This window comes from Zavarzinella sp. (genome assembly GCA_041399155.1).
In the GTDB taxonomy this organism is placed as follows: domain Bacteria; phylum Planctomycetota; class Planctomycetia; order Gemmatales; family Gemmataceae; genus JAWKTI01.
Genome location: JAWKTI010000001.1, coordinates 2,184,908 through 2,209,671, shown reverse-complemented (window position 1 = coordinate 2,209,671; position 24,764 = coordinate 2,184,908). Strand labels below are relative to the sequence as shown.

Genomic DNA, 24,764 nt, shown 5'->3' with positions numbered 1-24,764 from the left:
TAGTTTCGTCTAAAATTACCTTATCACCATCGTTGCAAGGATTGACCATTGAACCAGATTTCGAAACCCACCACATTACATGACCTGCTGGCAACAGGTTGGCAATCCCGCTCGATCAAAGATGAGGTGAGGAGCAACTTCATCCGGTGCATGGCCCAGCAGGAAGAAATGTTTCCGGGAATGGTGGGCTATGAAAACACCGTCATTCCGGAAATTTCTATTGCCATGCTTGCCGGGCACGACATGCTATTCCTGGGCGAAAAAGGGCAGGGGAAGAGCCGCCTGATGCGGTCATTAGTTCGATTTCTCGACCCGGAAATTCCTTATCTGAACATTCCTGATTCTCCTGTAAAAGAAGACCCTCTGAAGCCGATTACTTCTGCGGGAAAACGCCTGATTCAAAATACCGATCCTAAAGATATCCCCATTGCCTGGTGGGCAAGGAAAGATCGTTATGCAGAACGCCTGGCACCGGGCACCAAGTTTGCAGACATTATTGGCGAACTCGATCCTGCCAAACTGGCAGCAGGCACCAGCATGTCGCTGGAAGAATCGCTGCACTTTGGTTTGATCCCGCGGATGCACCGTGGAATCTTTGCCATGAACGAAATCCCGGAACTGGATGAACTGATCCAGGTGGGGCTGTTCAATATCCTCGAAGAACGGGATGTCCAGATCCGTGGCTATCCCATCCAGTTCGATCTCGACATACTGATTCTGTTTTCCGCGAACCCAGCCACTTACAATCGTTCCGGAAAGGTGATCCCCCAGTTGAAAGATCGTATTGGTTCGCTGATACAGACGCATTATCCCAAAGATCGAGATCTGGGTATTCAGATCATGGTGCAGGAGTCCCACCTCGATCTGGAAGGTGAGTACCCCGTGCACGTGCCGTACTTCATGCAGCAGGTGATCGAACAGATTACGATTTGTGCCCGCAAGTCGAAATATGTCGATCATCAGTCTGGAGTCAGTGCCCGTTTCAGTCTGGCGAATTATCGCACCATGGTGGCTTCAGCACGAAGACGTGGCATATTGCACCAGGAAAAGCCGGCTGTGCCCCGGATCAGTGATCTAGGCCATTTGCCCACCTCGTCGCTGGGCAAGCTGGAACTGGATCTCATGGGCACCACGCAGATGTCTGAAAACCAGGTGCTGGAAGCAATCATCGCCGAAGCAATTGCCAACGTCTTTGAAGAATATGTCGAAAGCCACGGCTTGGAAGCCATTTCCGAACTGTTCTCGAAAGGCGTGAAGGTTGAAGTGGGCGATACGCTTCCTTCTGCCAGTTATGTTGAACGATTGAAAAAGGTGCCCCAGGCCTGGGAAAAGGCATTTGAGCTCAACCGTGCGGATCACCCCGGCATGCGTGCAGCGTGCGTAGAATTTGTACTCGCAGGTTTGTACGCCACTGATCGAATTTCCCGCTCCACGCGTCACGGGAATATGTTTTATCAGATATAAATCGAATCATGGAAGCACTCTAAGGTTTAGAGGATTTTCTTTATGTGCCATATCAAGTGAACAAATACTGTTAAATAGTTCACTTATATTAATATATCCTCGTCTATTCTCAAACTGCTCATTTTTTTGCAAAACTCTCCAAAAATTCATCGAACCGATCGTCATAAGTAATTCCCCAGCAAGGTGTTGCAGCGGCAGAAAATATTTTGTGAATTTTTGCAAAATCGCGATCACCTCTTGGCTGAACTGGGGCTAAAACCAATAAATATGAGAGCGATCCCATATTTTCTATGCTGATTTCTGCTGCCACAATTCAGAGAAAATTCTGCAGAAAATATTTCAAAAAAACCTGAACCAACATCGTACTTCCATTCTCCGTTAAGTATGGTACTTGACAGTTCACTTAGAATCAGAACATTTTCCCGACTCAATAATTTTCTCAGATTAAATGGATAACACGATGGATGACATGTGGAAGTTACTAGCAGGTGGGGCCGCTTTGGGCGTTGTTGCCAGTTTTTGGACGAAGATTAAGGGGGTTATCTGGCGCATCTGCAGTTTATTTGTGCAGCAGGCAGAAATCCCCACCGAGTTTGCCCACAACGCGTTGGTTGCTTATCTGGTGACCAATAAGAAGCGATCTCGCACGTACGATCGGATGTTTGGTGCGTGGCATGCCCACCGACGCGATGGGCGGTATGGCCTGGTTGCATATGAACAGTTCGGTAACCGCAGTATGATCTTCTGGCATGGTTGGATTCCGTTCTATTTTTCCAACACAGTAGAATCAAAAGCGAACGGAAAAACCAAAAACGAATCAGGTGGGGATGATGAAATTACCAAAATTTACAGCACATTGACCTTTGTGCGCGGCACAGTGGATGTGGAACAACTGTTGCTGAATGCTTGTAACGCCTGCAATCAACAAAGCTGGGATAATGACCAGCAGGCATCGCAGAAAAATTCTCGCTTTGTCATTCATTATGTGCCAAAACGTGGCGATGAAGAGAACCATCGGCACCAGAATGGCACCAATGGCCTGGCGTGGTACCAGCAGGGCTACTACCGGTTATTGGGAATAACGCCTGATGAACTGGGGAAGTTCCGGCTGACTGAAGGCAGTGCCCTGGAAAACCTGATTTTCCCGCAACGGGTGAAGCAATTGATTCGAGAAATTGAATTATGGCGAAATAACCGTGATTGGTATTTGAACAAAGGGATTCCGTGGAAGAGGGGTTGGTTGCTGTATGGCCCACCCGGAACGGGTAAAACCGCACTGGCACGGGCATTTGCCGAAGACCTGAACATGCCGATTTATGTGTTCAATCTTGCGGAAATGTCCAACCACGAACTGATGAAATCCTGGCGGGAAATGCAGGTCAATATCCCATGTATTGCACTGATTGAAGATATCGACAATGTCTTTCATGGTCGTGAAAACGTTTCGAGGAAAACCAGTATGATGCCGATGTTCTTTTCAGATAACAAGTCATCGGCAGATTCTGGCAAAGAGAACAAAGACAAGGGGATGTTTACACCACTGACGTTTGATTGTTTGCTGAATTGTCTCGATGGTGTAGAACGCACGGATGGGATCTTTACCATCATTACTACCAATGATCTGAGCAAGATCGACCCCGCACTGGGTCAGCCAAGAAAGTTGCCGGATGGTAGCACCGAGTTTATTTCGACACGACCTGGTCGGGTGGATAAGGCCGTAGAACTGTCCTACATGGAAGTGGGGGATAAACGGTTGATGGCCCACAAGATACTCGGTGAATATGCAGCAGCATTACAGCAGATGCTGGAATTTATTGACCGCTATCCAGACCTGGAAGAAACACCTGCCCAATTTCAGGAACGGTGTGGTCAGGTGGCATTACGCTGCTTCTGGAATGAAGAGCAACTTGCAGTTGTCGAATCGGAAACTTTAGTCGATTCCGACGATGTGCCAGAACGTGCGACAGGGAACGCTATTTCCCACGGATTGACGATAGTGGATCGCACCGAAAAAGAATCCAGCTTGCGAAACGGCAAAACCAGTGAACTGCCTGCGTGATGCCTATTTCTTTGGATAATCCAGCCCACGATAGCTGTTGACGACTGATTTCTGCCATGTGGTCAGTTCCGCCTGATATTCCTTCAGTAGATCGGGCATTTTGGTAGCCAGATCATTCTTTTCCTGTCGATCTGTTACCAGATCATAAAGTTGAAAATCACCTTTCGCGGTGCGGTGGAGTTTGTAATTCCCCTTGTTCCAGGCGGCGTGTCCTACTTCGATGGCAAATTTCTGATTTCCCGCGTTTTTCTTACCTGCAGCATAGTGCCAGAAACCGATCCCACCTTCCCGCTTCCAGGGTTTTCCTTCAATCAGTGGCTTCCAACTGACACCATCGATCGGTCGTTTATCTGCAAGCGGGATGTTCAGCAGATCTAGAATTGTGGGCAATAGGTCGCTTGTGCAGGCAGGTTCGGCGGTAACAACCGGTTTGATTTTTGAAGGCCAAACCAGCAGACCAGGCACCCGCAGGCCACCTTCCCACACCGAACCTTTGAAGCCACGTAAATCGCCAGTGGAACCCACTTCTTTACCACCATTATCGCTGCAAAAGAACACAATGGTGTTTTCGGAAATCCTGCGATCTGCCAGTGCTTTGACAATCGTACCCATGGCACGATCAATTGCAATTATTTCCCCATGATAGTGGGAGCCACCAGCTGCCTTCAGATCTTCCTGCAGGGCTTTATGTGGTAAGTGGGGGTTTCCAAACCAGACCACTGCACAAAATGGCTTTTTGGTATCATCGGCTTGTTCTGCATCAATGAACTTAATTGTTTCTGCCACAGCAATATCTGAACCATCCCCTTGATAGTCCGTGGCAACGCCATCTTTCCCCAGGCTGGGGTTAAGATCATAAAAATTCGACGCGGAGACCCACCGATCGAAGCCAAACACACCTGGGTGCAGTGGGTCAGATTTCAGCACTGCTTTTCCGGGGCCGCTGATCCCATTCAGGTGCCACTTGCCAAAATGGCCGGTGCGATAGCCCGCTTTCTGCAAGTACTGGGGCAGGGTGATTTCTTCGGTTTTCAGGGGATATCCATATAGAAAACAGCCAAATCGATTGGGATGTCTGCCTGTCAGAAAGCTGCCACGGGTGGGAGAGCAGACTGGTGCCGCAGCATAGAACCTGTCAAATCGAATCCCACGGCGGGATAAATCATCCAGGTGGGGAGTCTTCAGTTTGGGATGCCCCTGATAGCTCGCATCGCCCCACCCCTGATCATCAGTCATGCAGAGGATGATATTTGGCGGTTGTTCACCAGCAGTGGAAAACGAAATAGTGAAAAGTAACAAAATGATGGAGAGTCGAATGGACATGAACTTCCTCGGATGAGTGATGATCCCAGTGGGATCGTTATTCTTCCAGGTAAGTATACCCTTCCATCCCTTCCTGATAAAAGCGTAAAAATTGTTTTGCTTCACGGGCAGTTACTTTCTGGGCACGTACTGCTTTGTCTACCTCTTTCCTCATTCGCTCAATTAACTTTTCAGAAGAGAACTGCACGTAATTCAACACTTCATCCACTCGGTCCCCAGGAATGAAGTCATCAATTTCGTAATCGCCATCATCAGTCAGATTCACGTGGACCGCATTGGTATCGCCGAAGAGGTTATGCAGATCGCCGAGGATTTCCTGATACGCACCCACCAGGAACGCAGCCAGATAATATGGTTCGCCGTTGAAAGGGTGGAGTTCCAGGGTACTTCGCACATCACGCCGATCAATAAATTGATCGACTTTCCCATCCGAATCGCAGGTGATGTCGCCCAATACCGCCCGGCGAGTGGGGGCTTCGTTCAGGCGGTGGATAGGCATAATCGGGAATAGTTGTTTGATTGCCCACGAATCCGGCATCGACTGGAACACGGAAAAATTGCAGAAGTATGTATCGGAAAGCATTGTTTCCAGATTTTGCAGTTCTTCCGGAACGTAGTCCATTTCACGGATCAGACGCAGAATTTTCTTTCCGACGGCCCAGAACAGCCGTTCTGCAAGAGCTCGCAATTCAATCGAAAGGTAGCCAAGATTAAACAGATTCAAGGCTTCTTCAATTGCCTGCACGCTGTCGTGGTAGCCTTCCAGAAAATTGCGTTTGTTCAGTTCACGGTGAATGGTGAACATATCGCGGATTGGAGCAGGGCAATCCTCAGGAAGTTCTGCGGGCGATTCGCAACGGTCAAAATTCGATGTACCCAGCACATCAAAGACCAGTACGCTGTGATAGGCAACCACTGCCCGGCCAGATTCACTGATGATGGTGGGGTGCGGCACTCCAGCTTCGTTACAAACGGTCATGATCCGCGATACAACGTCGTTTGCGTATTCCTGCAGCGTATAGTTGACGCTCGATTCAAAATCGGTCTGGCTGCCATCGTAATCAATTCCCAGTCCCCCGCCAACATCCATCAGTTTCAGGCCAGCACCTGCCCGGTACAGTTCCACATAAATCCGTGCGGCTTCTGTCAGGGCATCTTTCACCTTGCGAATATTGGTAATCTGACTGCCCAGGTGGAAGTGGGTCATTTGCAGGCAGTCTTCCATCCCACGCGATTTGAGATATTCCAGTGCTTCCAGCACTTCCGTAATCGTCAGGCCAAATTTTGAACGATAGCCCGCACTGGATTTCCAGCGACCGGACCCACGTGTGGCTAATTTCACGCGCACACCGATGACCGGTCGAACACCAAGTTCTTCAGAATGCTTGACGATCAATTCCAGTTCGCTGAATTTTTCCACAACCGGGATGACATTCTTGCCAATCTTGCGGGCGAGGATGACCATCTTAATGAATTCATCATCTTTAAAGCCATTGCAGATGATTGGCGTATCGGAGCCATCGGTAATCGCGAGCACGGCCAGCAGTTCTGGTTTCGAGCCCGCTTCAATACCAAACTTATACGGCTTACCAAAATCGAGGATTTCTTCGACGACATGACGTTGCTGGTTTACTTTAATCGGGTACACACAGCAATAGCCGCCCTGGTACTGGTGTTCGTCGATTGCTGTCTGGAATGAGCCTGCAATCTCTCCCACCCGGTGGCGGAGAATGTCTGCAAAGCGTATCAGAATCGGGACGTTGTAATCGTGATCCTGCAGTTCGTCGATCAGCAGTCGAAGATCGATTGATTCGTCCGATTTTTTGTTGGGATGAACGGTAACATTCCCTTTCTTGTTGATCGAGAAATATCCTTTGCCCCAACTCCGAATATCGTATGTATCGAACGAGTCAGCAAGCTTCCATTGGCGAACTTCCTGTCCATCCGCAGATTCTCGATCCAACATTTTTCCCATCAAGCAGTTCCCCTGATCAAATCAATCAACAAAATGATTGCCCACAACACAATCCGTAACACTACAAGCAATAATGGGCATATCATACATGGTTGCCAGCATGCATCAATGTGGTAAGTTCAAGATTTCACGAAAATACAGCGTTAGCGTGAAATCTTCACAAGAAGATCATTCGGAGCGCGGCAATATAAAGTGTTATTGTCGAAGAGAAAGCTGGTGAATTAACTTTTATTGGATTTCGGTGCCAGCAATGCTGTCATCCTTCGGCCTTCCATGGATGCAGGTTTTTCGATTTTGCAGAACTCTGCAAGTTGCTCGAGAACCATCTGCATAATCCGCTGACCTTCTTCGATGTGCTGCATTTCGCGCCCACGAAAGATCACGTTGACCAGCACCTTATCATGGTGTTCCAGGAATTTCTTCGCTTGATTCACCTTCGTTTCAACATCGTGCTCGCCCGTTTTCGGACGCACCCGGATTTCTTTCAGCTTCTGCTGGTGGGATTTGGTTTTGCTGCTCTTGGATTGCTCGTAACGAAACTTGCCATAATCCATGATCTTGCAAACTGGTGGGCGCTCACGCGCTGCCACTTCGACCAGATCCATACCGGATTCGCGGGCGATTTCTAATGCCTGCGACGTGGGAATAATACCTAACTGTTCGCCCTCAGCACCGACGACGCGGACGGGACTAAATCGGATTTGTTCATTGATGCGGACGGTGTCTCTGTCTGGTTGACGAGAATTTCGATCAAACGGTGGGATAAGTCATCCTCCAAAAGTTAAACAATGTTGCCAACAACCACGCTGGCGGGGGTGATACTCAAACACCCATCTACTTGAAAATTATCGTGAAATTTTGTTGCTGTCAACTGGTGAAATGGCTTCGATGAAAGATTTTTCACAAAATTTTGTAATCCAAGTTCTTACTATTGTATGAAATTTATCGCCGCATTATGTGGTGGCACTCTTATTTCGGACATCGTACTCCAATTTCCACTGGTGCTGGTTGTCTCTGCTGAAACACCACAATTCCATTTGGCCGGTTTCCGTTACTTTAGTATGCAGGTGGACTGGCACCAGCTGGCCTGCGGCACCTTCCAGGGTGGTGGCTACTGGGGCCAGTTCTTCAATGTCTGCTTCCCAATCTTCGATAATGCTGCCTGGATGGTCATTTCGGCGTAAATTGGAGGCCAAAAAGCGAAATTTTGCCTGCTGACCCACGATCAGACCGAATTCCTGGCTGGGGATATCCACCTGGGAGCCTTCCTCCATGCCAAAGGGGGCCACGCACAGTGCCTTAATGGGGCGAGGAAAACCGGGTACGGCAGGCATCGCCGTTTCAATGCCAATGTAATAAGAGCGTGGAGTGCCGCCACGGATGCGAATACCGCTGCCACGTCGCACCAACCCGTAATAGGCAGCACCACGAGCTACTGCCTGATCAAGATCGCTGCCTGTCAGCGAGGAAACTGTTTCTGTATGTTCGGATTTTGCCCACTCATTCAACACGGTAAGCAGTCGTTCTTGCAGGGGATTGGATTTAAATACCCCACCGTTAAACAGAACTTTCGTAGGCAAAGCGTGGGTCGACTTTTTTAAGCTTTTCACCTTTTTGGTTTCTTTTGAGTCTCGTTCACGCAAAAAGTCGCGATTTTTGGTCAGAAATTCTGCCAGATGTCTGGTAATCGCTGGATCACTGACGTACGGCAGACCCAATTCCTGAAAACCTGCATTCGCCGATTTTTGTGGCGATTCTGTTAGTGGGCATTGGGCAAAAAAGCCATCCAGAATGATCCGCAGCACATCATCCCGCTGTAAATCGGCTTTCAATGTGTTGGCAATCACCGATCGCCCACTTCCCAACACGGTGACTGGTGCCGAAGTCTGTTCTGGGTGATTCAGCAAAGTTTCTTTTGCCTGCCGAGCACTGAACCCCAACTGAATGGTGCGTGCCAGATCGAGCTTATGTCCTTTGCTGGCAAATACTTGTGCTAAATGGTGGGCAAGCGTCAGGTCCATATTATCGCCACCTAACAGCAGGTGATCCCCCACTGCCAGGCGGGTCAGTGCCAGGTTGCCTGCATCTTCCGTCACTTCAATCAGTGTCAGGTCAGTGGTACCACCACCCACGTCGACGACCAGAATCAAATCACCTGGAGTTACCTGATCTCGCCAGTTCGGATTCCCAGCCAACCAGGCATAAAACGCCGCCTGGGGCTCTTCCAGCAGAGTCACATGCTGATAGCCAGCTTCTTTTGCAGCCTGGACGGTCAATTCGCGGGCGATTGGGTCGAATGAAGCGGGGACCGTCAGGAAAACTTCCTGTTCTTCAAAGCGATTTTCTAAATTATCGCCTGCTTTGGTGGCGTTCCAGGCATCTGCCAGGTGCCGTAAATACCGCACACAGGCTTCAAAGGGCGAAATCTTGCGATTTCCTTCGGGTGCCTGCCATGGCAAAATTGCCTGCCGATGATCAATCCCGGGATGGCATAACCACGATTTTGCAGAAGCGACCAGCCGATTTGGCACTTGCGAGCCGAAATTGCGGGCAAATTCTCCCACGCACCAGTCTCGATTAGCCCCCCACTGTAGCTTCATGCTGCCTTCGGGCTGTTCACCGGCACCCGGCAGGTACAAAAAGGAAGGCAACAGTGGGCGTTCATCAACCAGACCCGCACGCACGATCTGTGGGATGGCTAAATCGCTTACGCTAGGCTCGGGGGAACCTGTATCGAGGTAAGAAACGGCACAATTGGTGGTGCCCAGATCGATACCGATGATAAAGCGGGAAGTATGCATGATTGAATGTAGGTTAAACCACCAGAAACCACTATTCTACAGATGGGACGCCAAGAAGTGGCATTATCGTAACTCCTTTCTGGTCAGGCATTTGAAGAGTTGGGTTTACTTATTGGTTTTTGCTGCAGGTGGGGTGCTGGCAATGCAGGCCGCCGTCAATGGTCGTTTGGGTCAGGCACTGCACCACCGGATGCACGCTGTGCTGGCATCGTTTATTATCGGCACGATATTTGCTATATCTTACTGCCTGCTGGAATATCGCCCCACCCAGTTTGTCAGTGCGGCGAAAACTTCCCCATGGTGGATCTGGCTGGGCGGTCTGATGGGGGTATTTTTTGTCTGGTCAACAATTTTCGCGGTACCCAGGATTGGCGTTGTTGCGGTTCTGCCACTGGTCGTGGCCGGTCAACTGGCTGTTTCGCTGCTGATTGAGTATTTTGGCTGGTTTCGAACTGCCCCACAGCCGTTGAGCACTGCCAAAGTGGCAGGATGTATCTTGGTTTTGGCCGGTGCCGTTCTTTTTGCTGCTTCCAAAGCAAAGTCTTCATAAATTTTTCATTTGTTTTCAGAAAAATTTCTGTCGCAAAATTTGAAAATATGGCAAAATGAGTCGCTAGTTGATTCGAATTAGCTGTGAGTCACCAATTCAATTCTTCGAAGGTATGTTTTTAAGCCCGTTTCGGAGTTCACAATGTTTCGATTGTTCATGTGTTGTACGATGTGCCTGGGTTTGCAATCAGCAGTGGATGCTGCCCCACCTGCGAAGGTGAAAGTAAAGCCTGAAGAGTTTGGCATCAAGGTGGAACCCGTCATCGATCTGCAATTAATGAATAAGAACGCCATTGTGCGTCTAAAGAATAGTGCAAATCTCTCGAAAAGTGCCAACAACATGAAAATGCTCGGCATCGCCTTTCATTCTTATCATGATACGATGAACCATTTTCCAGCAAATATCGTCGACAAAAATGGGAAAGTGTTATTGAGTTGGCGTGTGTTATTGCTGCCATATCTGGAACAGGAAGAGCTGTTTAAGCAGTTCAAACTGAATGAACCTTGGGATTCCAAGCACAATGCAAAATTGATTGACAAAATGCCCAAGGTCTATCAATCGCCTCTGGTAAAAACTTCTCAGACTGGATATACGGTTTACCAGCGATTCCATGGGAAAAATACCTTATTACCTGAACCAAATTCGCAACTCAGTTTTGCCGCAATTACGGATGGTACTTCGAATACCATCATGACCTTCGAAGGTGCCCGTGCGGTAGTTTGGACAAAGCCAGATGACCTCACTGTTGAAGAAGGTAAAGATATCCCACTGCAAGGAGGGCCTTATTTTAACGGCAAAGCGAATGTTGGTTTTGCAGATGGCTGGGTAAGACCAATCAATTGGAACAAAATCGATCAGAAAACGTTACGTATTCTACTTGACCCACAGGATGGAATGCCCCTGCCGGATTTTGAATAATCGAGCCCATCTGTAATGTGGAAAAATGACATGAAAACAGGAGTCGTCAGCATGAAAACATTGTTTTTAGTATTTCTTTCGTTTGGTGTGGTGGTAACAGGCATCCTTGCCGCACCGCCTGCTAAAACCAAAGATGCCCCGGTTGAATTTGGCATCAAGGTAGAACCAACGATCGATCTGGAGTTATTAAAGAAGAACGCCATTGTGCGAGTGAAAGAAGCTGCAAACCGAGCCAAAAGCCAGAACAATCTGAGACAACTCGGCATCGCCATGCACACTTACCATGATGTTTACAACCATCTGCCGGGTAACGTGGTGGACAAAAAAGGTGCCCCACTCCTTAGTTGGCGGGTGCTGCTACTGCCTTACATCGAAGAAGACACATTGTTCAAGGAATTCAAACTGGATGAACCTTGGGATTCCAAGCACAATATTAAGCTGCTGGAAAAAATGCCCAAGGTTTACCAGTCGCCACGTGTGAAAACAGAAAAACCTGGCTATACCGTTTATCAGCGATTTTTTGGGCCGAAAACTGCTTTTCCGGACCATAACTCTCAAATGAAAATTACCAGCTTCCAAGATGGCACTTCAAATACACTGATGACCTTCGAAGGTGCCCGTGCGGTGCCGTGGACCAAACCGGAAGACCCCACGGTCGATGCGAAGAACGGTGTTCCCGATCAAAGCGGCCCATACTTCAATGGAACCGTAAGCGTGGGGATGGGGGATGGTTCCGTACGGACGGTCCGTTGGAAGACAATCGACAAAGATGTCCTGCGTTATCTGATTGATCCCGCCGATGGTATGGTGGTTCCCAACATCGATTAACCATCCTTTTTTCAGAGCGGTGATCACAATTTTCTAAAAATTCACAAAATTTTTTCTTTGTTGCAAGTTCTTAATCAATAATACTTTACGTCGAGTGACTTAACCAAATCTGTATGGTAATTCAAAAAAATTGGTCAGAATCTGTCAGTAGTGTATATATTAATATATGTGAAAATTAAGCCACTAGTTATTTGTGGTTGATTTTGCACTTTTTTTTCAATTAAAACCCCACATGTCGTGGGGAAGGAAGAAACACAGGAACTTCATGGTGGGACCGAATTAACCAAGTAGTCAGGACGGAATCTGTTCAATTCAGTGCACCTTCAAGATCTTGAAGTTCGCTAGAAAACTTGGCTTTTTCACCCAATTTGGGTAACCTGTATGTACTGCCTTTTACGATTCCAACCTGAATTTTTGTCAACAAGAGATTCTGGAACATGATGACAACTCTCCGCCTGCTCCGTGTTGCAATTCCCTTGCTGGGTATGGGCTTATTGCTCATCCCTGGTAATGAGACCATGTTGTCTCAATCCAAGAAAGGGAACAAAAACAAATCGGAACAAAACGCACCAGTCAAACTGGAGCCTATTCCGCAGCCACCACGTGATGCCAAACGACCTGAACTGCCAGCCAGCACGCTGCCATTGCAATTTATCGATGGCGAACGCATTGCATTTGTGGGGAACAGTACTGCAGAACGAATGAATCTGTTTGGCCATTTTGAGACAATGCTGCACCTGAAGTTCCCACAAAAGAAGTTGCGGGTACGTAACTTTGCCCGGCCCGCCGATGAGGTAAGCAAGCGGCAACGATCAAACGACTACACCAAAATCGATGACCCGTTATTTACATTTGCACCAGACACCATTTTCTGCTTCTTTGGCGGAAACGAATCCTACGAAGGTGCTGCTGGTTTGAAGGCATTTGTCGCAGAATACGAGAAAATGCTGGACGAATTTGCCTCTCGCTACCCACGCGATCTGGCAAAATCTCCCCCACGTTTTGTGCTGGTTTCTCCAATTGCATTCGAAGCGACGGGTGATCCTTTTCTGCCCAGCGGAAAATCAGAAAACGAAAACCTGAAGCTATATGCCGATGCGGTGAAAGCCGTTGCAGAAAAGCGAAAACTGGCGTTTGTGGATGTTTTTACTCCTACCTCGAAAACCTTTTCTGCCAGTAACGCGAAAAAATACACGATTAACGGTCTTCATGTGAATGACGCGGGGGACAAGTTTGTTGCGGAACAACTGCACCAGCAATTGTTTGGAAATGGCAAAGTGGAAGCCAGCCTGACAGAGTACGAGCAGTTGAAATCGGCAGTTATTAACAAATCGTGGTATCACAGTCAGGATTATCGCATGCTGAATGGCTGGTACGTTTATGGTGGCCGCCGCACATTCGATACTGAGACCTTCCCACGGGAATATGCCAAGATTCGCAATATGGTTGCTGTGCGTGATCAATATGTGTGGGATATTGCAGCGGGCAAAGACGTTGCGGACCAGCCAGACGATAGTAAAACCGGCGAGTTGTATGTGCCTCCCACGCGGTTTGGTAACCCACGACAGAAATATTCAGAAGCGGAAGAGTTGCGATATTTAACTCCGGATGAGTTCATCAAGTCGTGTACCGTCCCACCTGGGATGAAAATTGAATTATTCGCTGATGAAACCAAATTCCCAGATCTGGCCAAGCCAGTCCAGATCAATTTCGACAACAAAGGTCGGCTGTGGGTGGCATGCATGCCAAATTACCCACAATGGAAGCCAGGTGATCCACCTGCAAATGATCGTTTGTTGATTCTGGAAGATACTGATGGTGACGGCAAGGCAGATAAAAGCACGGTCTTTTACGACAAGCTGCACTGTCCCACTGGGTTTGAATTTTTCAACGGTGGCGTGCTGGTGATGGATCAGCCACGCATTTTGTGGCTGAAAGACAACGATGGCGATGACAAGGCCGACGAAGTAGTCCACTTGTTCGATGGCTGGGCATCTGATGATACCCACCACCGTGGTGGCTTTGAATGGAATCATGGTGGTCGCCTGCATCTTCTGGAAGGTATTGCCACCAGCACTACGCTGGAAACACCCTGGGGCCCGCACCGCAGCCAGGGTGCAGGTGGGGCTTATGTAATTGATCCTCGGTCGTTGAAAATCCGCCAGTTCTCTTTGCCAGGCATGTACAACATGTGGTGCTACGTGTTCGATGAATGGGGCCAGGGGATCGTGGGTGATGGCACCACTGCAAACCATGCCTGGGATACCCCGCTGTCTGGTGCGCAGTTTTCTGGTCGCAAAGGCTTGAATTTTGTGTTTAATCAGGAAGGGATGCGGCCTGCCCTGGGTTGCGAATGGCTGGTGAGTCGAAATCTTCCCAAAGAAGTGCAGAAGCAGTTCACCTATGCGTGCGTGATCAACATGAATGGATTGCCACGCTTCACGATTGCCGATGACGGTGCTGGATTTGCTGGCCAACGAATTAAACAGGATGGCAAGCCATTCGACTTGATCCGTTCTACAGATAAGCATTTCCGACCTGGTGATCCCCAGATCGGTCCGGATGGTGCGTTGTGGTTCTGCGACTGGGCTAATGCCTTGATTGGCCACATGCAATATTCTCAGCGAGATCCCAACCGCGACCATCAGCGGGGCCGTGTTTATCGTCTGGTGGGGATTGATCAACCACTGGTCAAACCAGTTACCCAATTTGGAAAACCAGTCAAAGAGATTCTGGAACAGTTTCGTGAATACGAATGGCGTGCCCGCTATCGTGCAAGACGTGAACTTCATGATCGACCTGCTTCCGAAGTGCTGCCTGTTGTTGCAGAATGGGTCAAAAATCTGCCAGAAAACGATCCCATTTATGATCGGCTGTTGTGCGAAGCACTTTGGGTGCAACAGGCACACCACAAGATTGATCGCAACCTGCTGGCGAAAGTGCTGAAAAGCAAAACGTACCAGGCACGTGCCGCAGCCATCCGGATTCTGAGTGATGAAAGTGGTTATGTTGAACAGCCACTCGACTTGTTGATTCCGATGGTAAAGGATGAACACCCACGTGTCCGAACAGAGGCCGTGCGTGCTCTCAGTTTCTTCCAGACACCGGAAGCAATGGCAGCCATTGTTGATGCCACGAAGATGCCGATGGATTATTGGACCCGCTACACAATTGAGCACGCGATTGGTGCCAATGAAGTGGCCTGGCGCCCGGATTATCTTGCGGGGCGTATTGCCAAAGGCACCGAAGCGGAAAAGATGATGTCCAGCCACCTGGCATCTTCCAAGCAGGGTGGGGCAGCAGCACCGTTTCTGAAAACGCTACTGGATGCAAATGAAACCTCCGTTGAAACAAAAAATAAAGCGATGACTGCACTTGCAGGATTAAAAGGGAACCCCAGCCGCGGCCGGGAAGTCTTCGTACGAAACTGTACCGCGTGCCACCGCGTGGGTAATGGTGAAGGGCAGGATTACGGCCCGAACCTTGAAAAAGTTGCTACCCGCATGGTGCGTTACAAGATTGTTGAATCGCTGATTGATCCGAACGCCGAGATTGACATGAAGTATCTTTCGACAAGATTGGAGCTTCTCGACGGTGCCACCATCACTGGTCTGGTGGTGAAGGAAGACAAACAGAAACTGGAAATCTTTGATGGCAAAGACAAAAAGGTTGTAGCAATTGCTGACATTGCCGAACGCAAAACCCTCAAGCAAAGTAGTATGCCTGAAGGTCAGCCAGCCACGATGGCACCAGTTGAGTTTCTGGATCTGGTGGAATACCTTTCCACATTGAAGTAACCTCTTCGATTTTCCTGTCCCCCGTTCCTGGGCAATATCGTGCTAACTATCCTCTCGCTGATTGTCATTGCCATTGCCGCCTACACGTTAATCCAGGAGGGGGTGTTTGCGGCGTTTTGCCACGCAGTCAATACGTTTTTCGCGGGTGTGCTTGCGTTCCACTGTTGGCCAGTGCTTGCGAATGAACTGGAAAGCAGTTTTCAGGGTGGATCACTGGAAGGTTATGAGGATGCTGTCGCCCTCAGCATCATCTTTTTACCCACGTTACTTGGTTTGAGGTTTGCCTGCCAGTATTTTGCCAACCGAGAACTGTATTTCCCCGGCAAATGGTCGCAGATTGGTGGGCTTGTCTTTGGTGCCATAACAGGTTACATGATCAGTGGCTTTGTGGTGTGTGTCATGCAAACGCTTCCCTGGCAACACAACTTCATGGGCTACAAGCTGGAAAATGAAACTGGACTTGGTGTCAGAATGTTGCCCGCAGATCAGTTCTGGTTACGTCTGATGGCAAGAGCAGACCGAGTTATTCTCGAATCGTCAGGGAAAAGCCATCAACAGATTCTCCAGGAATATTCGGCTCGATTTGCGAAACATCGACGGGTCAAAGATGGTAAACCGCCGGAACAATATATTCCAGGTGCACCGTTGATTTTAAAGTCCAACGATCAGCAGGGGAAAAAGGTAGAGCCGCCAGTTCAAAGTATTCCGACTGGGCAGAATGAAGAATGACTCATTAGAATCCAGGTGCCTTGATCGGTGCTACTGCTTTTGCGGGCGGAGGAGGAGGTGCCACTGGAACAGGTTGTGCCGGGAGTAAATTTGGTGGTGGCGCGACGTCTCTCTCAACAGCCATGTATGTACCAAGTCCTGCAACTGCAAATGCAGCAGCGTTGGTGCGATAACGAATCGTCAACGCTTCCCCACCAGCAATTTCAACTGCAAACAGTGTGATTTTTTGCATATCCGGGTTGTTGATTACTTTTTCAAGTGCCTTGAACATTTCAGGAGGAGCACCAGCAGTTTTTGCAAACTCGACTGCTGCTTTGGTATTCATTTCCATTGCAAAAATGGGTGCAGGTTTCGCCTTCAGTTTGCTGGCAGCTTCCAGAACGGATTTGTTATCTACTCCGAAGCTCACATATAAGCCATTTTCCGTGAACATGATGGCTACTTTGGGTTCTTTGCCAAAAATAGCCTGTGCTTCCAGCGGGATCTCTTCAGGAATGATAAAGTGATGAACAGGATACTTGCCCACTTTTTCCGCATCGAGCACCAGCATTTCCTGGGGTACTTCTTTGGCAGCAGCACGCAATGCTTTGACCAACGCATCCGTATTTGCTAAACGCAAGGCCCCAACAATGTTGTAATGCTTGGATGCATTTGGTCCCTGTAGTGCAAATGCGAAATCCATGTTGCCCATTTCAGCGGTGGCGCTCATGTTCTTGAAGAATTCTTCAACAGCTTTCAGAGCAGTTTCTGGAGCACCTTCTTCAGAAAGTGTTTTGGAAATTGCAGGGCCAGCGAAGTTGTACAAATCCTTAAAGAAAGCTCTCAGTTCTGGGGCAAAGTAGGGCATTTTGCCGTAGGCTCTGGCAACAGCATCTTTCCCACCAAGTTCTGCAAATTCGTGCGTGGAAGTTTTGCGTTCTTTATAATCGGAAGCCAGTTGCGTCCCACTTTTTGGTTGTACAACCGTTTCAATGACCAGTTCACCATTTTTTTCGTTCAGATCCAGCCGCAAAGCAGAAAAATCACTCTGAGTGTACTGTTTCACATTCTCTGCATCGAGGTATTCGATCAATTTGACCGTTGCCTTCCGCAATTCTTCTGGAAAGCCAATCGCATCAAATGCTTCTTCAATTTGTTGGAACTGTTCTTTCACACCTGTCATCAGTTCCTTTGGCAGTTTGGCATTGTTCATACGGAAGTATGCCAAACCAGTTTCCTTGGGATAGAAAACCTTCGATGGGTCGAGAAGTTTCTTTTCATCAAGTGCTGCTTTGTCTCCCACAGAAACATACAGATGCTTGTTCGCTTCCTTAACCATCACGGGGGGAAAGTCTTCTTCTTCTGTTTCTAATTGCCAGCCATCACCTGCCTTTTTGAACTCTACACCCAGTTGGGTCAGGAATTCAATTACCTTTTTGCCGTCGGTCACTGGCAGTAAAAATACAACATAACTCCCGGAAAAATCCTGTTGTTGTATTTTTGCATCAACAACAGCATACACGCCAATAGGCTTAGTGGGATCAAATCCAGGTAGTTGATCTTTGAGATCAAACTGCCCTAGCTCGCCCATCACCATTTCCAGGGTTTTTTCATCGAGCAGATTTTTGGCAAGCGTTTTCACTTGCCCCATAATTTTTTCAGCGGGTGCAAGCTGGCCTGTCAGAAAAACGCTGTCGTTGCTGACTGCGACAGGTGGGGCGGCTTGCACATTGGTTGCGGTCAACCAACTGATTGCCATACACACAAAAATTTTCAGCAATTTCACTGGTGAATCTCCCAAGTAGATAGGAACTTCGTCATTCTATAAGAGCATTTCGCCGATTAACTGAAAAGATTTTCAAAAAAAATGCAATTTTCGTGAAACTTTTTCACTGTTCAATTGTTATATATTTGTACAGGTGGTTGGTTGGCTAGCCACGAAAATAGTTGGAGGTATAGGAAAAAATGAATTCTTCATGAGAGCAATACACGCTCGCCGAAAATTACGCACGGAACACATTATTGTGGTGCTGGCAGCTTTTCGTGGCGTTGCGAGTATCAATCACCAGCGGTGCTGCATCGCAAAGTAGTTGGTAGTCAATGTCGCTATGATCGGTAACAACAATCACGGCATCCTGTGCGGCGAGAATTTCCCGCTGATAGGGGGAGCTTTCCATCCGTAAGTGCGGCCAGCGTCGCATTTTGGGCAGCACCGGGATATACGGGTCGTGGTACTGAACTTTCGCCCCCTTTTTGAGCAGCAGGTTCATTAATTCGAATCCTGGTGACTCCCGTGGGTCGTCGACATTCTTTTTGTAGGCCATGCCCAGCAGCATAATTTTGCTGCCTTTCAATGCTTTGCCGGCATCATTCAAGCGATCCATTACCTGGGCCACCACGTATTCCGGCATCGAGGTGTTGATTTCACCTGCAAGCTCGATGAAACGAGTGTTCATGCCATGTTTTCGTGCCAACCAGGTCAGGTAGAACGGATCAATCGGGATGCAGTGCCCACCCAGGCCAGGGCCCGGATAAAACGCCTGAAACCCGAACGGTTTTGTTTTGGCGGCGTCGATCACTTCCCAGACATTGATGTCCATGCGGTCATAAAGCATCTTCATTTCGTTAACGAGTGCAATATTGACCGCACGGTAGGTGTTTTCCAGGATTTTGGAAGCCTCCGCCACTTCGGCAGAGCTTACCGTTACCACTTCGGGTACGATTGTCTGGTACAGAGCAGTGGCTAGTTCGCTGGACCTCAGGTCGCACCCACCAACAATTTTTGGTATGGAAGCCAGGCCGTGCTTGGGATTTCCCGGGTCTTCACGTTCCGGGCTGAAGGCCAGAAAGAAATCGTGGCCCGCACGCAGATTGGTGCGTTCAAGGATAGGTTGGCACACTTGCCGCGTGGTACCCGGATAGGTGGTGCTTTCCAATACAATCAGTTGACCGCGGCGTAGTTGGCCTGCAATAGCATAAGTGGATTCTTCCACATATTTCAGGTCAGGCTCTCGAGATTCGGTTAGTGGGGTGGGAACGCAAATCAGCACTACATCGACTTCGCCAAGTCGGTCGTAGCGGTCTGTAGCTTCAAACCCACGCGATTGCATCCGTTGGATATCGGTATCGGGAATCTGTCGAATGTAACTTTGACCAGAATTCAAGGCGGTGACTTTTCTGGTGTCGATATCGAATCCAAGCGTTTTCAGGCCAGCATCGGCAAAAGCACGAATCAGTGGCAGCCCCACGTAACCGAGGCCAATTACACCCACGCGGATTGATTTGGATTGTATCTGTTGGAGTAACTCAAGGTGTGTTGTCATTCGGTTCGTCCGTGAACGCTTCTGTCTTGTCTATTTGAAAGAATTACAACGATGTTGTCAAGGGGAGTACGTCGTAACAGCAAGATGAGCAAAAAATAGGCAGTCGGTGCCTGTTATTGTGGCAAGAAATTGTGAATTGGATTTTCTATGTTGCCCAGACTGCCTATGTTGTCTCCAAGTTGTTAAGCTTTATCGGATTTTTCGTGACAATCAGACAATTGTCTGATCTTAATCTGAATGCCTAATCAATCTTGTGTATGTTCCCTGTCGAAAGGATAACTGGTAGTTTCTTACCCAATGTCCTGCAATACCCTGTGCAGCACAATTTGAATTAATGAAGGGTTATTCGTCTCTCTGGCAGGATGCCAGGAGGAAATATGAAAGTGCGATTCAAGCAAACGTTGAAGTTGATGATGCTTGGTCTGGTGCTGATTGGGATTACGCCTGGTGTGTTTGCCCAGTCGCCAATCAAGGAAATGCCTGCAAAGGTAGATGCGTTTGCCACCAAAGCGGGCTTTGCAGAAATTGGTGGGCAGGCACCTGGGCCAGTTCCCGAAGTACCCAAAGCTCCAACAGTTCCGACTGCACCTGTTTTGGAAACGGGAATGATGCCCACCACTGCAGGGGTGGCTGATATCCCTAGCGAAAATTGGGACAACGGCTTCGATGAGGCACTTCGTCACCCGAGTATGTGCGATCCTGCATGGTATGCACCGAACATGTTTGGTGGGTTGTTTAATGGTGGTGGCAGGCCACGCGTTCTGTCAATCGGCACCATCACCCCAGCAGGACGGGTATTTGTACCAGCTGCGGTAACAGATCAGCGAACATTGTTGTTACCAGCAGAACAATTCCGTAACAGTGATGTGTTGCTCACTTCACTGGTGGGTCCGAATGTTCTTGCTGCTTTGGGTCCAGCGGTGTTTCCTGCCCACCCATCAAGCATCGCTGGCACCATTCGTGCCTCAGAAGACAACAATGTTTTGCCGAAAAGTCGGTTGATTTTCAATTATGATTACTTCAATGGCGCGACGTTTTTAGGTAGAAATGCGGATCCAAGTCGATTTATTCTTGGTTTTGAACAGGCAGTATTTGGTGATCGCTTCTCGGTATTAGCCAGAATGCCATTTGTCTCAACTGTGGATTCGCAGGTTTTCACAAATGCAGCCCAGGGTGGTGCAAGTGATATTGGCAATCTCCAGGTTGCTGCAAAGTGGTTGTACTACTCTTCTGAAACGTTGAATCTCTCTACCGGGATCGCAGCTACTTTACCCACCGCTCCGGGTACGAGTACCATCAACGCTGTTGGTGCCACAATTGCTTCGGTAAAAAATCAATCAGTGATTGTAGAACCTTACTTTGCAGCATTGTGGACACCCGATGAACGATTGTTTGCACAAGCATGGGCAAGTATCGCTGCCGATGTCACAGGCAGTCCGATCAGAGGAAATTATGTTGGTTTGGGATTTAATGATCTTGGTAGATTGTACAGCGACCCAACGTTCAGCGGTGATCTGCAACTGGGCTATTGGCTACTTCGTGGGGGCCCAGACGATATGCTGCAAGGTCTGGCACCATTCGTTGAGTTACATTACGTAGGATCGGTCGTTGGGAACATTATCTCTGAAGAAGATATCAGTACTGACACCAGCAATTACCGCTTGACCAATGCTGCATTTCAGGATTCTACGGTGACTTTGGGAGGTGTAGCCCAGTTTGACACGAACCTGAATCTGAATGTCGGACTGACCTTGCCACTGTTTACTCCCAATGAGAGAATGGCGAATTATTCAGTTGGTTTTCGATTGAATTACTTGTATGGTTCTTCGATCCGAGCAATGGGTTCCGGATATTAATAGACCACTTGTGGGTGCTGAACTTGAATCGTGGTTGTTGAAAATGAGTTTGGTGTTCTCAGTTTGCAAGATTGGTCCATTTTCAGCATCTCACAAGTGAGCAAATTTAATTTCAATTCAAAAAAATGCTCTCTTTAATGCGATTCAAAGATGTAGTGTCGAACTTGCAAAACAAAAAAATCCAATTTTCATGTAGAATGTTAACATCAATGATGGATCAGATGTTGACCATTTGATGGCTAGTTTGTTTCAGGTACATCATGAAATTTCCTTTTCCTGTCGCCAGTATCCGCGATTTTTACAGTTTTGAGCAACATGTCCGCACCTGTCGAGCCCACCGTGGGCTGGAAATGATCCCCGCATGGTATGACATACCTGTGTTTTATTTTTCGAATCCTGTAGCCATCAATTTTCATGGCGATCCTGTTTATGCGCCGATCAATTCCAGTGAATTGGATTTTGAACTGGAACTGGCCTGCATGATTGGGAAGTACGGCAGTGATATACCACCCACGGATGAAGCGATCGATTATGTGGCGGGTTTTTTTATTATGAACGATTGGAGTGCCCGCGACTTGCAACGACAGGAAATGGCTGTGGGACTGGGGCCCAGTAAAGGGAAAGATTTTGCCACATCTTTTGGGCCGCGATTTGTCCCAACCAGTGACTTGCTGTCGTATTATCGTGATGGCCGGTTTCATCTGGAAATGACTGCCAGATTAAATGGGAAAGAGATTTCCAGAGGAAATGCGGGCAGCATGTACTGGACCTGGCCACAACTGCTTGCCCATGCCAGCAGGGATACCACGTTGGTACCGGGGGATATTCTGGGTTCTGGCACGGTGGGCAGTGGGTGTATCCTGGAATTAACGCCACAATTGGTGGGTGGCTGGTTAAAACCCGGGGATACTGTGCAATTGGAAATCGAACAACTCGGAATTCTGGAAAATCCGATTGTCGCAAATCCTAAACTTACTCATTAATCAGAATATTGACAATTCGAACTGCCGTAGCGCTGGTTGTTTTGCTGGAATCAGCAACTACGCGCATTTTGACTGAATGTTTTTCACGTGCCAGATTCTCAGCAAACATGATGCTGCGTGGGTAATGTAATCCTTTGCTGAACTGATGTTTTAATGGGAATTTCTTGTATGCAGCTCCATCGATCGAAACTTCCAGAACACCCGCATCGGGGCCAGCAAGGAGGTAAATGCCCACCCCACGTCCGGTAAAGTCAACGGATTGTTCCTTGTCTGGTTCTGTGGTGCTGAGTAGTGGGATGTTTTTGAAACGATCTCGCCATGAACCAGGGATTTTTTGCCAGTCTGGTTTTGCCAAATTCCATCCCGGTGCGACATTTATGTGTTGCCAATCCAGAAACTTTCCCTGGGTATAACTTTGTGGGTCCAATGGCTGGTCGGGCATTTTGGAAACAGTAGTTTTCTTCCAATTTGCTTCCAGCAATTGTTCCACAAGATTGGCACAAAGTCGATTCCCAGCAGGTGCGGGGTGCACTCCACCGTATTGTTTCCAGCTAAACTTTTCTGCCGATATCTGAGCTGCCAGTTCTTTGGCAACATTCACGCTCGACACATGGTAATGTTCGCAAACCTTCTCGTGGTTGAGGATCGTCAGTGGCACTGCACCTTTCTGGGTGGTTGCCAGCATCGATTCGTTGACAAAATAAACCACCACAATGCCTGCATCGGGATTGGTTGTTTTCAACTGGCGAATAATTCCTTCCATGCCACGCACGCACTCTTCAGCGGTGTGGCGGGCATCCTGGTCGTCATTTACGGCAAACTCCAGGAAAAATAGATCCACTTTCCCTTGATCGAGCACATCTGTTTTCAGTCGAAAGGCACCGGTGGTGGAACAGGTTGAGGCAATGCCAGCATTAGTAAACTGCAACTTAGTCTGTGGGAACTTCTTTGTCAGGTAGTCCATCACCATTGGGCGATACCCGTTCATTTCGGTAATCGACCCACCCATAAACGCCACATGGCCAGTTTTTTGGGTTGTGAAGCGTTCGGCGATAGCCTGAAAGCCATCTCGCTGCACCCAGTGTTGGCTGGGTTCTGCTGCCAGAACAGTCCCGCACAGGAAAAAACTGCTAAAAAGACCCCAATTTCTCATTGCTTCTCCAGATTATTATTTTTTGATTTTGGGTTGTGGGAGTGCAGGGGGGTTGCCGCCAGAAAGTTCACCAAAACAGTAGGCTTTGCCTTGCCAGCCCCGATCATTGGCAATCAGTTGCCATTTCTTATCTTTGCCAAACAGAGAAATTTTGCTGGGTGGCCAGCTATACCCAAAAAGTTGCTGATTGACACTGCGAAGTTGGCGGGGAAAGGGAGTGCCTTCAATTACTTCCCAAGTGGTGCCATCTTTACTGGTTACTGTGCCCTTTGAGGTGGTGGCATAAAAGCGATCCTGGTGAAACTCAACACAGAAAATATCTCCACGTTCTGGCACTGTTTCGTTCTTTTTCCACTTTATACCATCGGTGCTTGAAGCCAGCAGGCCCGCCTGCCCACCCACAACGAAGGTGCCATTGCCAAATGCCGTGCGTTTCCAGGTGGCATTTTTATCCACCTGACCAGCCAACTGATGAACAGCAATCGTTTCTTTGGCAATATCGAACACGATGACCGGGCCGTAATCGCCAGAGCCTACAATCAGGCCATTGCCCTGGCTGGTGGATCGTATCCAGTGCGTTTTGGTGGGCATTTCTGCTGCTGCTACCATTTTCCAGGTTTCACCATCGGCCGATTTGAATACTTTGCCCCGCAGATCAATCGCGTACAGTGTTTTTTCAACGACTTCGAGGCCAAAAATCGGCGAACTGCCAGGAATTACCCCTTCAGACCAGGTTTTGCCATCGCGGGTGGCAGTAATTCTGCCGGAAAAGTAGCCACCTGCTGCATACATCGTGCCTTGAAAGTTGGCAGCTACATTCAGATCATTCTGATCGTGCTTAGGCTCTCCCCATGCCACGTGGTGCGTCCAGGTCTGGCCATCCTGCGAGAGCATGCGTTGTCCTCCGTGCCCCACGGCCAGGTACCATTTTTCAGCACAAGTGCCTGCAGAGCAGGCAGTTAGAAAGATAACCAGCGGAAATAGTCGTTTCCCGAGATCCATGAAGTCCTCGCACGCTACAATAGG

At 48.4% G+C, this 24,764-nt stretch carries 18 protein-coding genes; 9 read left to right on the top strand and 9 right to left on the bottom strand.

The genetic code is table 11. The annotated features are described in order from the left end of the window. Nucleotides 1–48 precede the first annotated feature (48 nt). Nucleotides 49–1,464, top strand: a complete 1,416-nt coding sequence (locus R3B84_09135; GenBank protein MEZ6140720.1) for a magnesium chelatase — start codon at nucleotides 49–51, stop codon at nucleotides 1,462–1,464. Between the two features lie 118 nt (nucleotides 1,465–1,582). Here the strand turns inward: R3B84_09135 and R3B84_09130 are convergent, their stop codons facing one another. Further along, a complete protein-coding gene (locus R3B84_09130) occupies nucleotides 1,583–1,774 on the bottom strand; it encodes a hypothetical protein (GenBank protein ID MEZ6140719.1) in 192 nt (63 codons plus the stop codon). A 150-nt stretch (nucleotides 1,775–1,924) separates the two neighbouring features. Between R3B84_09130 and R3B84_09125 the strand changes: the two genes are divergently transcribed. Beyond that, nucleotides 1,925–3,523, top strand: a complete 1,599-nt coding sequence (locus R3B84_09125; protein ID MEZ6140718.1) for an AAA family ATPase — start codon at nucleotides 1,925–1,927, stop codon at nucleotides 3,521–3,523. A 3-nt stretch (nucleotides 3,524–3,526) separates the two neighbouring features. On the opposite strand, the gene R3B84_09120 is transcribed toward R3B84_09125, so the two are convergent. The 4 genes from R3B84_09120 to R3B84_09105 all read right to left on the bottom strand — a co-directional run bounded on the left by R3B84_09120 (nucleotide 3,527) and on the right by R3B84_09105 (nucleotide 9,622). Then, nucleotides 3,527–4,846, bottom strand: coding sequence for a sulfatase-like hydrolase/transferase (locus tag R3B84_09120; GenBank protein ID MEZ6140717.1), 1,320 nt, complete (start codon nucleotides 4,844–4,846; stop codon nucleotides 3,527–3,529). 37 nt (nucleotides 4,847–4,883) lie between these two features. Further along, nucleotides 4,884–6,821, bottom strand: coding sequence for a biosynthetic arginine decarboxylase (speA, locus tag R3B84_09115; protein MEZ6140716.1), 1,938 nt, complete (start codon nucleotides 6,819–6,821; stop codon nucleotides 4,884–4,886). A gap of 221 nt (nucleotides 6,822–7,042) precedes the next feature. Beyond that, nucleotides 7,043–7,534 (bottom strand): translation initiation factor IF-3, encoded by a 492-nt coding sequence (gene infC, locus R3B84_09110; GenBank protein ID MEZ6140715.1) that lies wholly within the window; start codon nucleotides 7,532–7,534, stop codon nucleotides 7,043–7,045. Nucleotides 7,535–7,774: 240 nt separating this feature from the next. After that, nucleotides 7,775–9,622 carry an Hsp70 family protein gene (locus R3B84_09105; protein MEZ6140714.1) on the bottom strand — a complete coding sequence of 616 codons (1,848 nt, stop codon included), beginning with the start codon at nucleotides 9,620–9,622 and terminating at the stop codon, nucleotides 7,775–7,777. Between R3B84_09105 and R3B84_09100 the strand changes: the two genes are divergently transcribed. The 5 genes from R3B84_09100 to R3B84_09080 all read left to right on the top strand — a co-directional run bounded on the left by R3B84_09100 (nucleotide 9,621) and on the right by R3B84_09080 (nucleotide 16,444). After that, complete coding sequence (locus tag R3B84_09100) at nucleotides 9,621–10,172, top strand: DMT family transporter (GenBank protein MEZ6140713.1); 552 nt, start codon at nucleotides 9,621–9,623, stop codon at nucleotides 10,170–10,172. The two genes, R3B84_09105 and R3B84_09100, sit on opposite strands and share 2 nt — an antisense overlap. A 141-nt stretch (nucleotides 10,173–10,313) precedes the next feature. After that, nucleotides 10,314–11,090 (top strand): DUF1559 domain-containing protein, encoded by a 777-nt coding sequence (locus tag R3B84_09095; GenBank protein ID MEZ6140712.1) that lies wholly within the window; start codon nucleotides 10,314–10,316, stop codon nucleotides 11,088–11,090. A 51-nt stretch (nucleotides 11,091–11,141) separates the two neighbouring features. Further along, nucleotides 11,142–11,918, top strand: a complete 777-nt coding sequence (locus tag R3B84_09090; protein MEZ6140711.1) for a DUF1559 domain-containing protein — start codon at nucleotides 11,142–11,144, stop codon at nucleotides 11,916–11,918. Between the two features lie 437 nt (nucleotides 11,919–12,355). Further along, on the top strand, nucleotides 12,356–15,715 hold the full coding sequence (locus R3B84_09085; GenBank protein ID MEZ6140710.1) for a HEAT repeat domain-containing protein: 3,360 nt from the start codon (nucleotides 12,356–12,358) through the stop codon (nucleotides 15,713–15,715). 39 nt (nucleotides 15,716–15,754) lie between these two features. Continuing rightward, nucleotides 15,755–16,444: a CvpA family protein gene (locus R3B84_09080; GenBank protein MEZ6140709.1), complete on the top strand. Its 690-nt coding sequence runs from the start codon at nucleotides 15,755–15,757 to the stop codon at nucleotides 16,442–16,444. 4 nt (nucleotides 16,445–16,448) lie between these two features. On the opposite strand, the gene R3B84_09075 is transcribed toward R3B84_09080, so the two are convergent. Both R3B84_09075 and R3B84_09070 read right to left on the bottom strand, forming a co-directional pair. Then, a complete protein-coding gene (locus tag R3B84_09075) occupies nucleotides 16,449–18,209 on the bottom strand; it encodes a hypothetical protein (protein ID MEZ6140708.1) in 1,761 nt (586 codons plus the stop codon). A 217-nt stretch (nucleotides 18,210–18,426) separates the two neighbouring features. Then, nucleotides 18,427–19,746 (bottom strand): nucleotide sugar dehydrogenase, encoded by a 1,320-nt coding sequence (locus R3B84_09070; protein MEZ6140707.1) that lies wholly within the window; start codon nucleotides 19,744–19,746, stop codon nucleotides 18,427–18,429. Nucleotides 19,747–20,123: 377 nt separating this feature from the next. On the opposite strand from R3B84_09070, the gene R3B84_09065 reads away from it, so the two are divergent. Continuing rightward, nucleotides 20,124–21,602, top strand: a complete 1,479-nt coding sequence (locus R3B84_09065; protein ID MEZ6140706.1) for a hypothetical protein — start codon at nucleotides 20,124–20,126, stop codon at nucleotides 21,600–21,602. Between the two features lie 260 nt (nucleotides 21,603–21,862). Next, complete coding sequence (locus tag R3B84_09060) at nucleotides 21,863–22,585, top strand: fumarylacetoacetate hydrolase family protein (protein MEZ6140705.1); 723 nt, start codon at nucleotides 21,863–21,865, stop codon at nucleotides 22,583–22,585. Here the strand turns inward: R3B84_09060 and R3B84_09055 are convergent. Beyond that, entirely contained in the window at nucleotides 22,575–23,738 is a 1,164-nt protein-coding gene (locus R3B84_09055) for a GDSL-type esterase/lipase family protein (protein ID MEZ6140704.1), read from the bottom strand. The genes R3B84_09060 and R3B84_09055 overlap by 11 nt on opposite strands. A gap of 15 nt (nucleotides 23,739–23,753) precedes the next feature. Further along, nucleotides 23,754–24,740 (bottom strand): hypothetical protein, encoded by a 987-nt coding sequence (locus tag R3B84_09050; protein ID MEZ6140703.1) that lies wholly within the window; start codon nucleotides 24,738–24,740, stop codon nucleotides 23,754–23,756. Nucleotides 24,741–24,764: the final 24 nt, after the last annotated feature.

Bases quoted from the DNA above. Each gene is read 5' to 3' on its own strand.
- R3B84_09125 (MEZ6140718.1), top strand. From the start codon at position 1,925: ATGGATGACATGTGGAAGTTACTAGCAGGTGGGGCCGCTTTGGGCGTT.
- R3B84_09120 (MEZ6140717.1), bottom strand. From the start codon at position 4,846: ATGTCCATTCGACTCTCCATCATTTTGTTACTTTTCACTATTTCGTTT.
- speA (MEZ6140716.1), bottom strand. From the start codon at position 6,821: ATGGGAAAAATGTTGGATCGAGAATCTGCGGATGGACAGGAAGTTCGC.
- R3B84_09100 (MEZ6140713.1), top strand. From the start codon at position 9,621: ATGATTGAATGTAGGTTAAACCACCAGAAACCACTATTCTACAGATGG.
- R3B84_09105 (MEZ6140714.1), bottom strand. From the start codon at position 9,622: ATGCATACTTCCCGCTTTATCATCGGTATCGATCTGGGCACCACCAAT.
- R3B84_09095 (MEZ6140712.1), top strand. From the start codon at position 10,314: ATGTTTCGATTGTTCATGTGTTGTACGATGTGCCTGGGTTTGCAATCA.
- R3B84_09090 (MEZ6140711.1), top strand. From the start codon at position 11,142: ATGAAAACATTGTTTTTAGTATTTCTTTCGTTTGGTGTGGTGGTAACA.
- R3B84_09085 (MEZ6140710.1), top strand. From the start codon at position 12,356: ATGATGACAACTCTCCGCCTGCTCCGTGTTGCAATTCCCTTGCTGGGT.
- R3B84_09070 (MEZ6140707.1), bottom strand. From the start codon at position 19,746: ATGACAACACACCTTGAGTTACTCCAACAGATACAATCCAAATCAATC.
- R3B84_09065 (MEZ6140706.1), top strand. From the start codon at position 20,124: ATGAAAGTGCGATTCAAGCAAACGTTGAAGTTGATGATGCTTGGTCTG.
- R3B84_09060 (MEZ6140705.1), top strand. From the start codon at position 21,863: ATGAAATTTCCTTTTCCTGTCGCCAGTATCCGCGATTTTTACAGTTTT.
- R3B84_09055 (MEZ6140704.1), bottom strand. From the start codon at position 23,738: ATGAGAAATTGGGGTCTTTTTAGCAGTTTTTTCCTGTGCGGGACTGTT.
- R3B84_09050 (MEZ6140703.1), bottom strand. From the start codon at position 24,740: ATGGATCTCGGGAAACGACTATTTCCGCTGGTTATCTTTCTAACTGCC.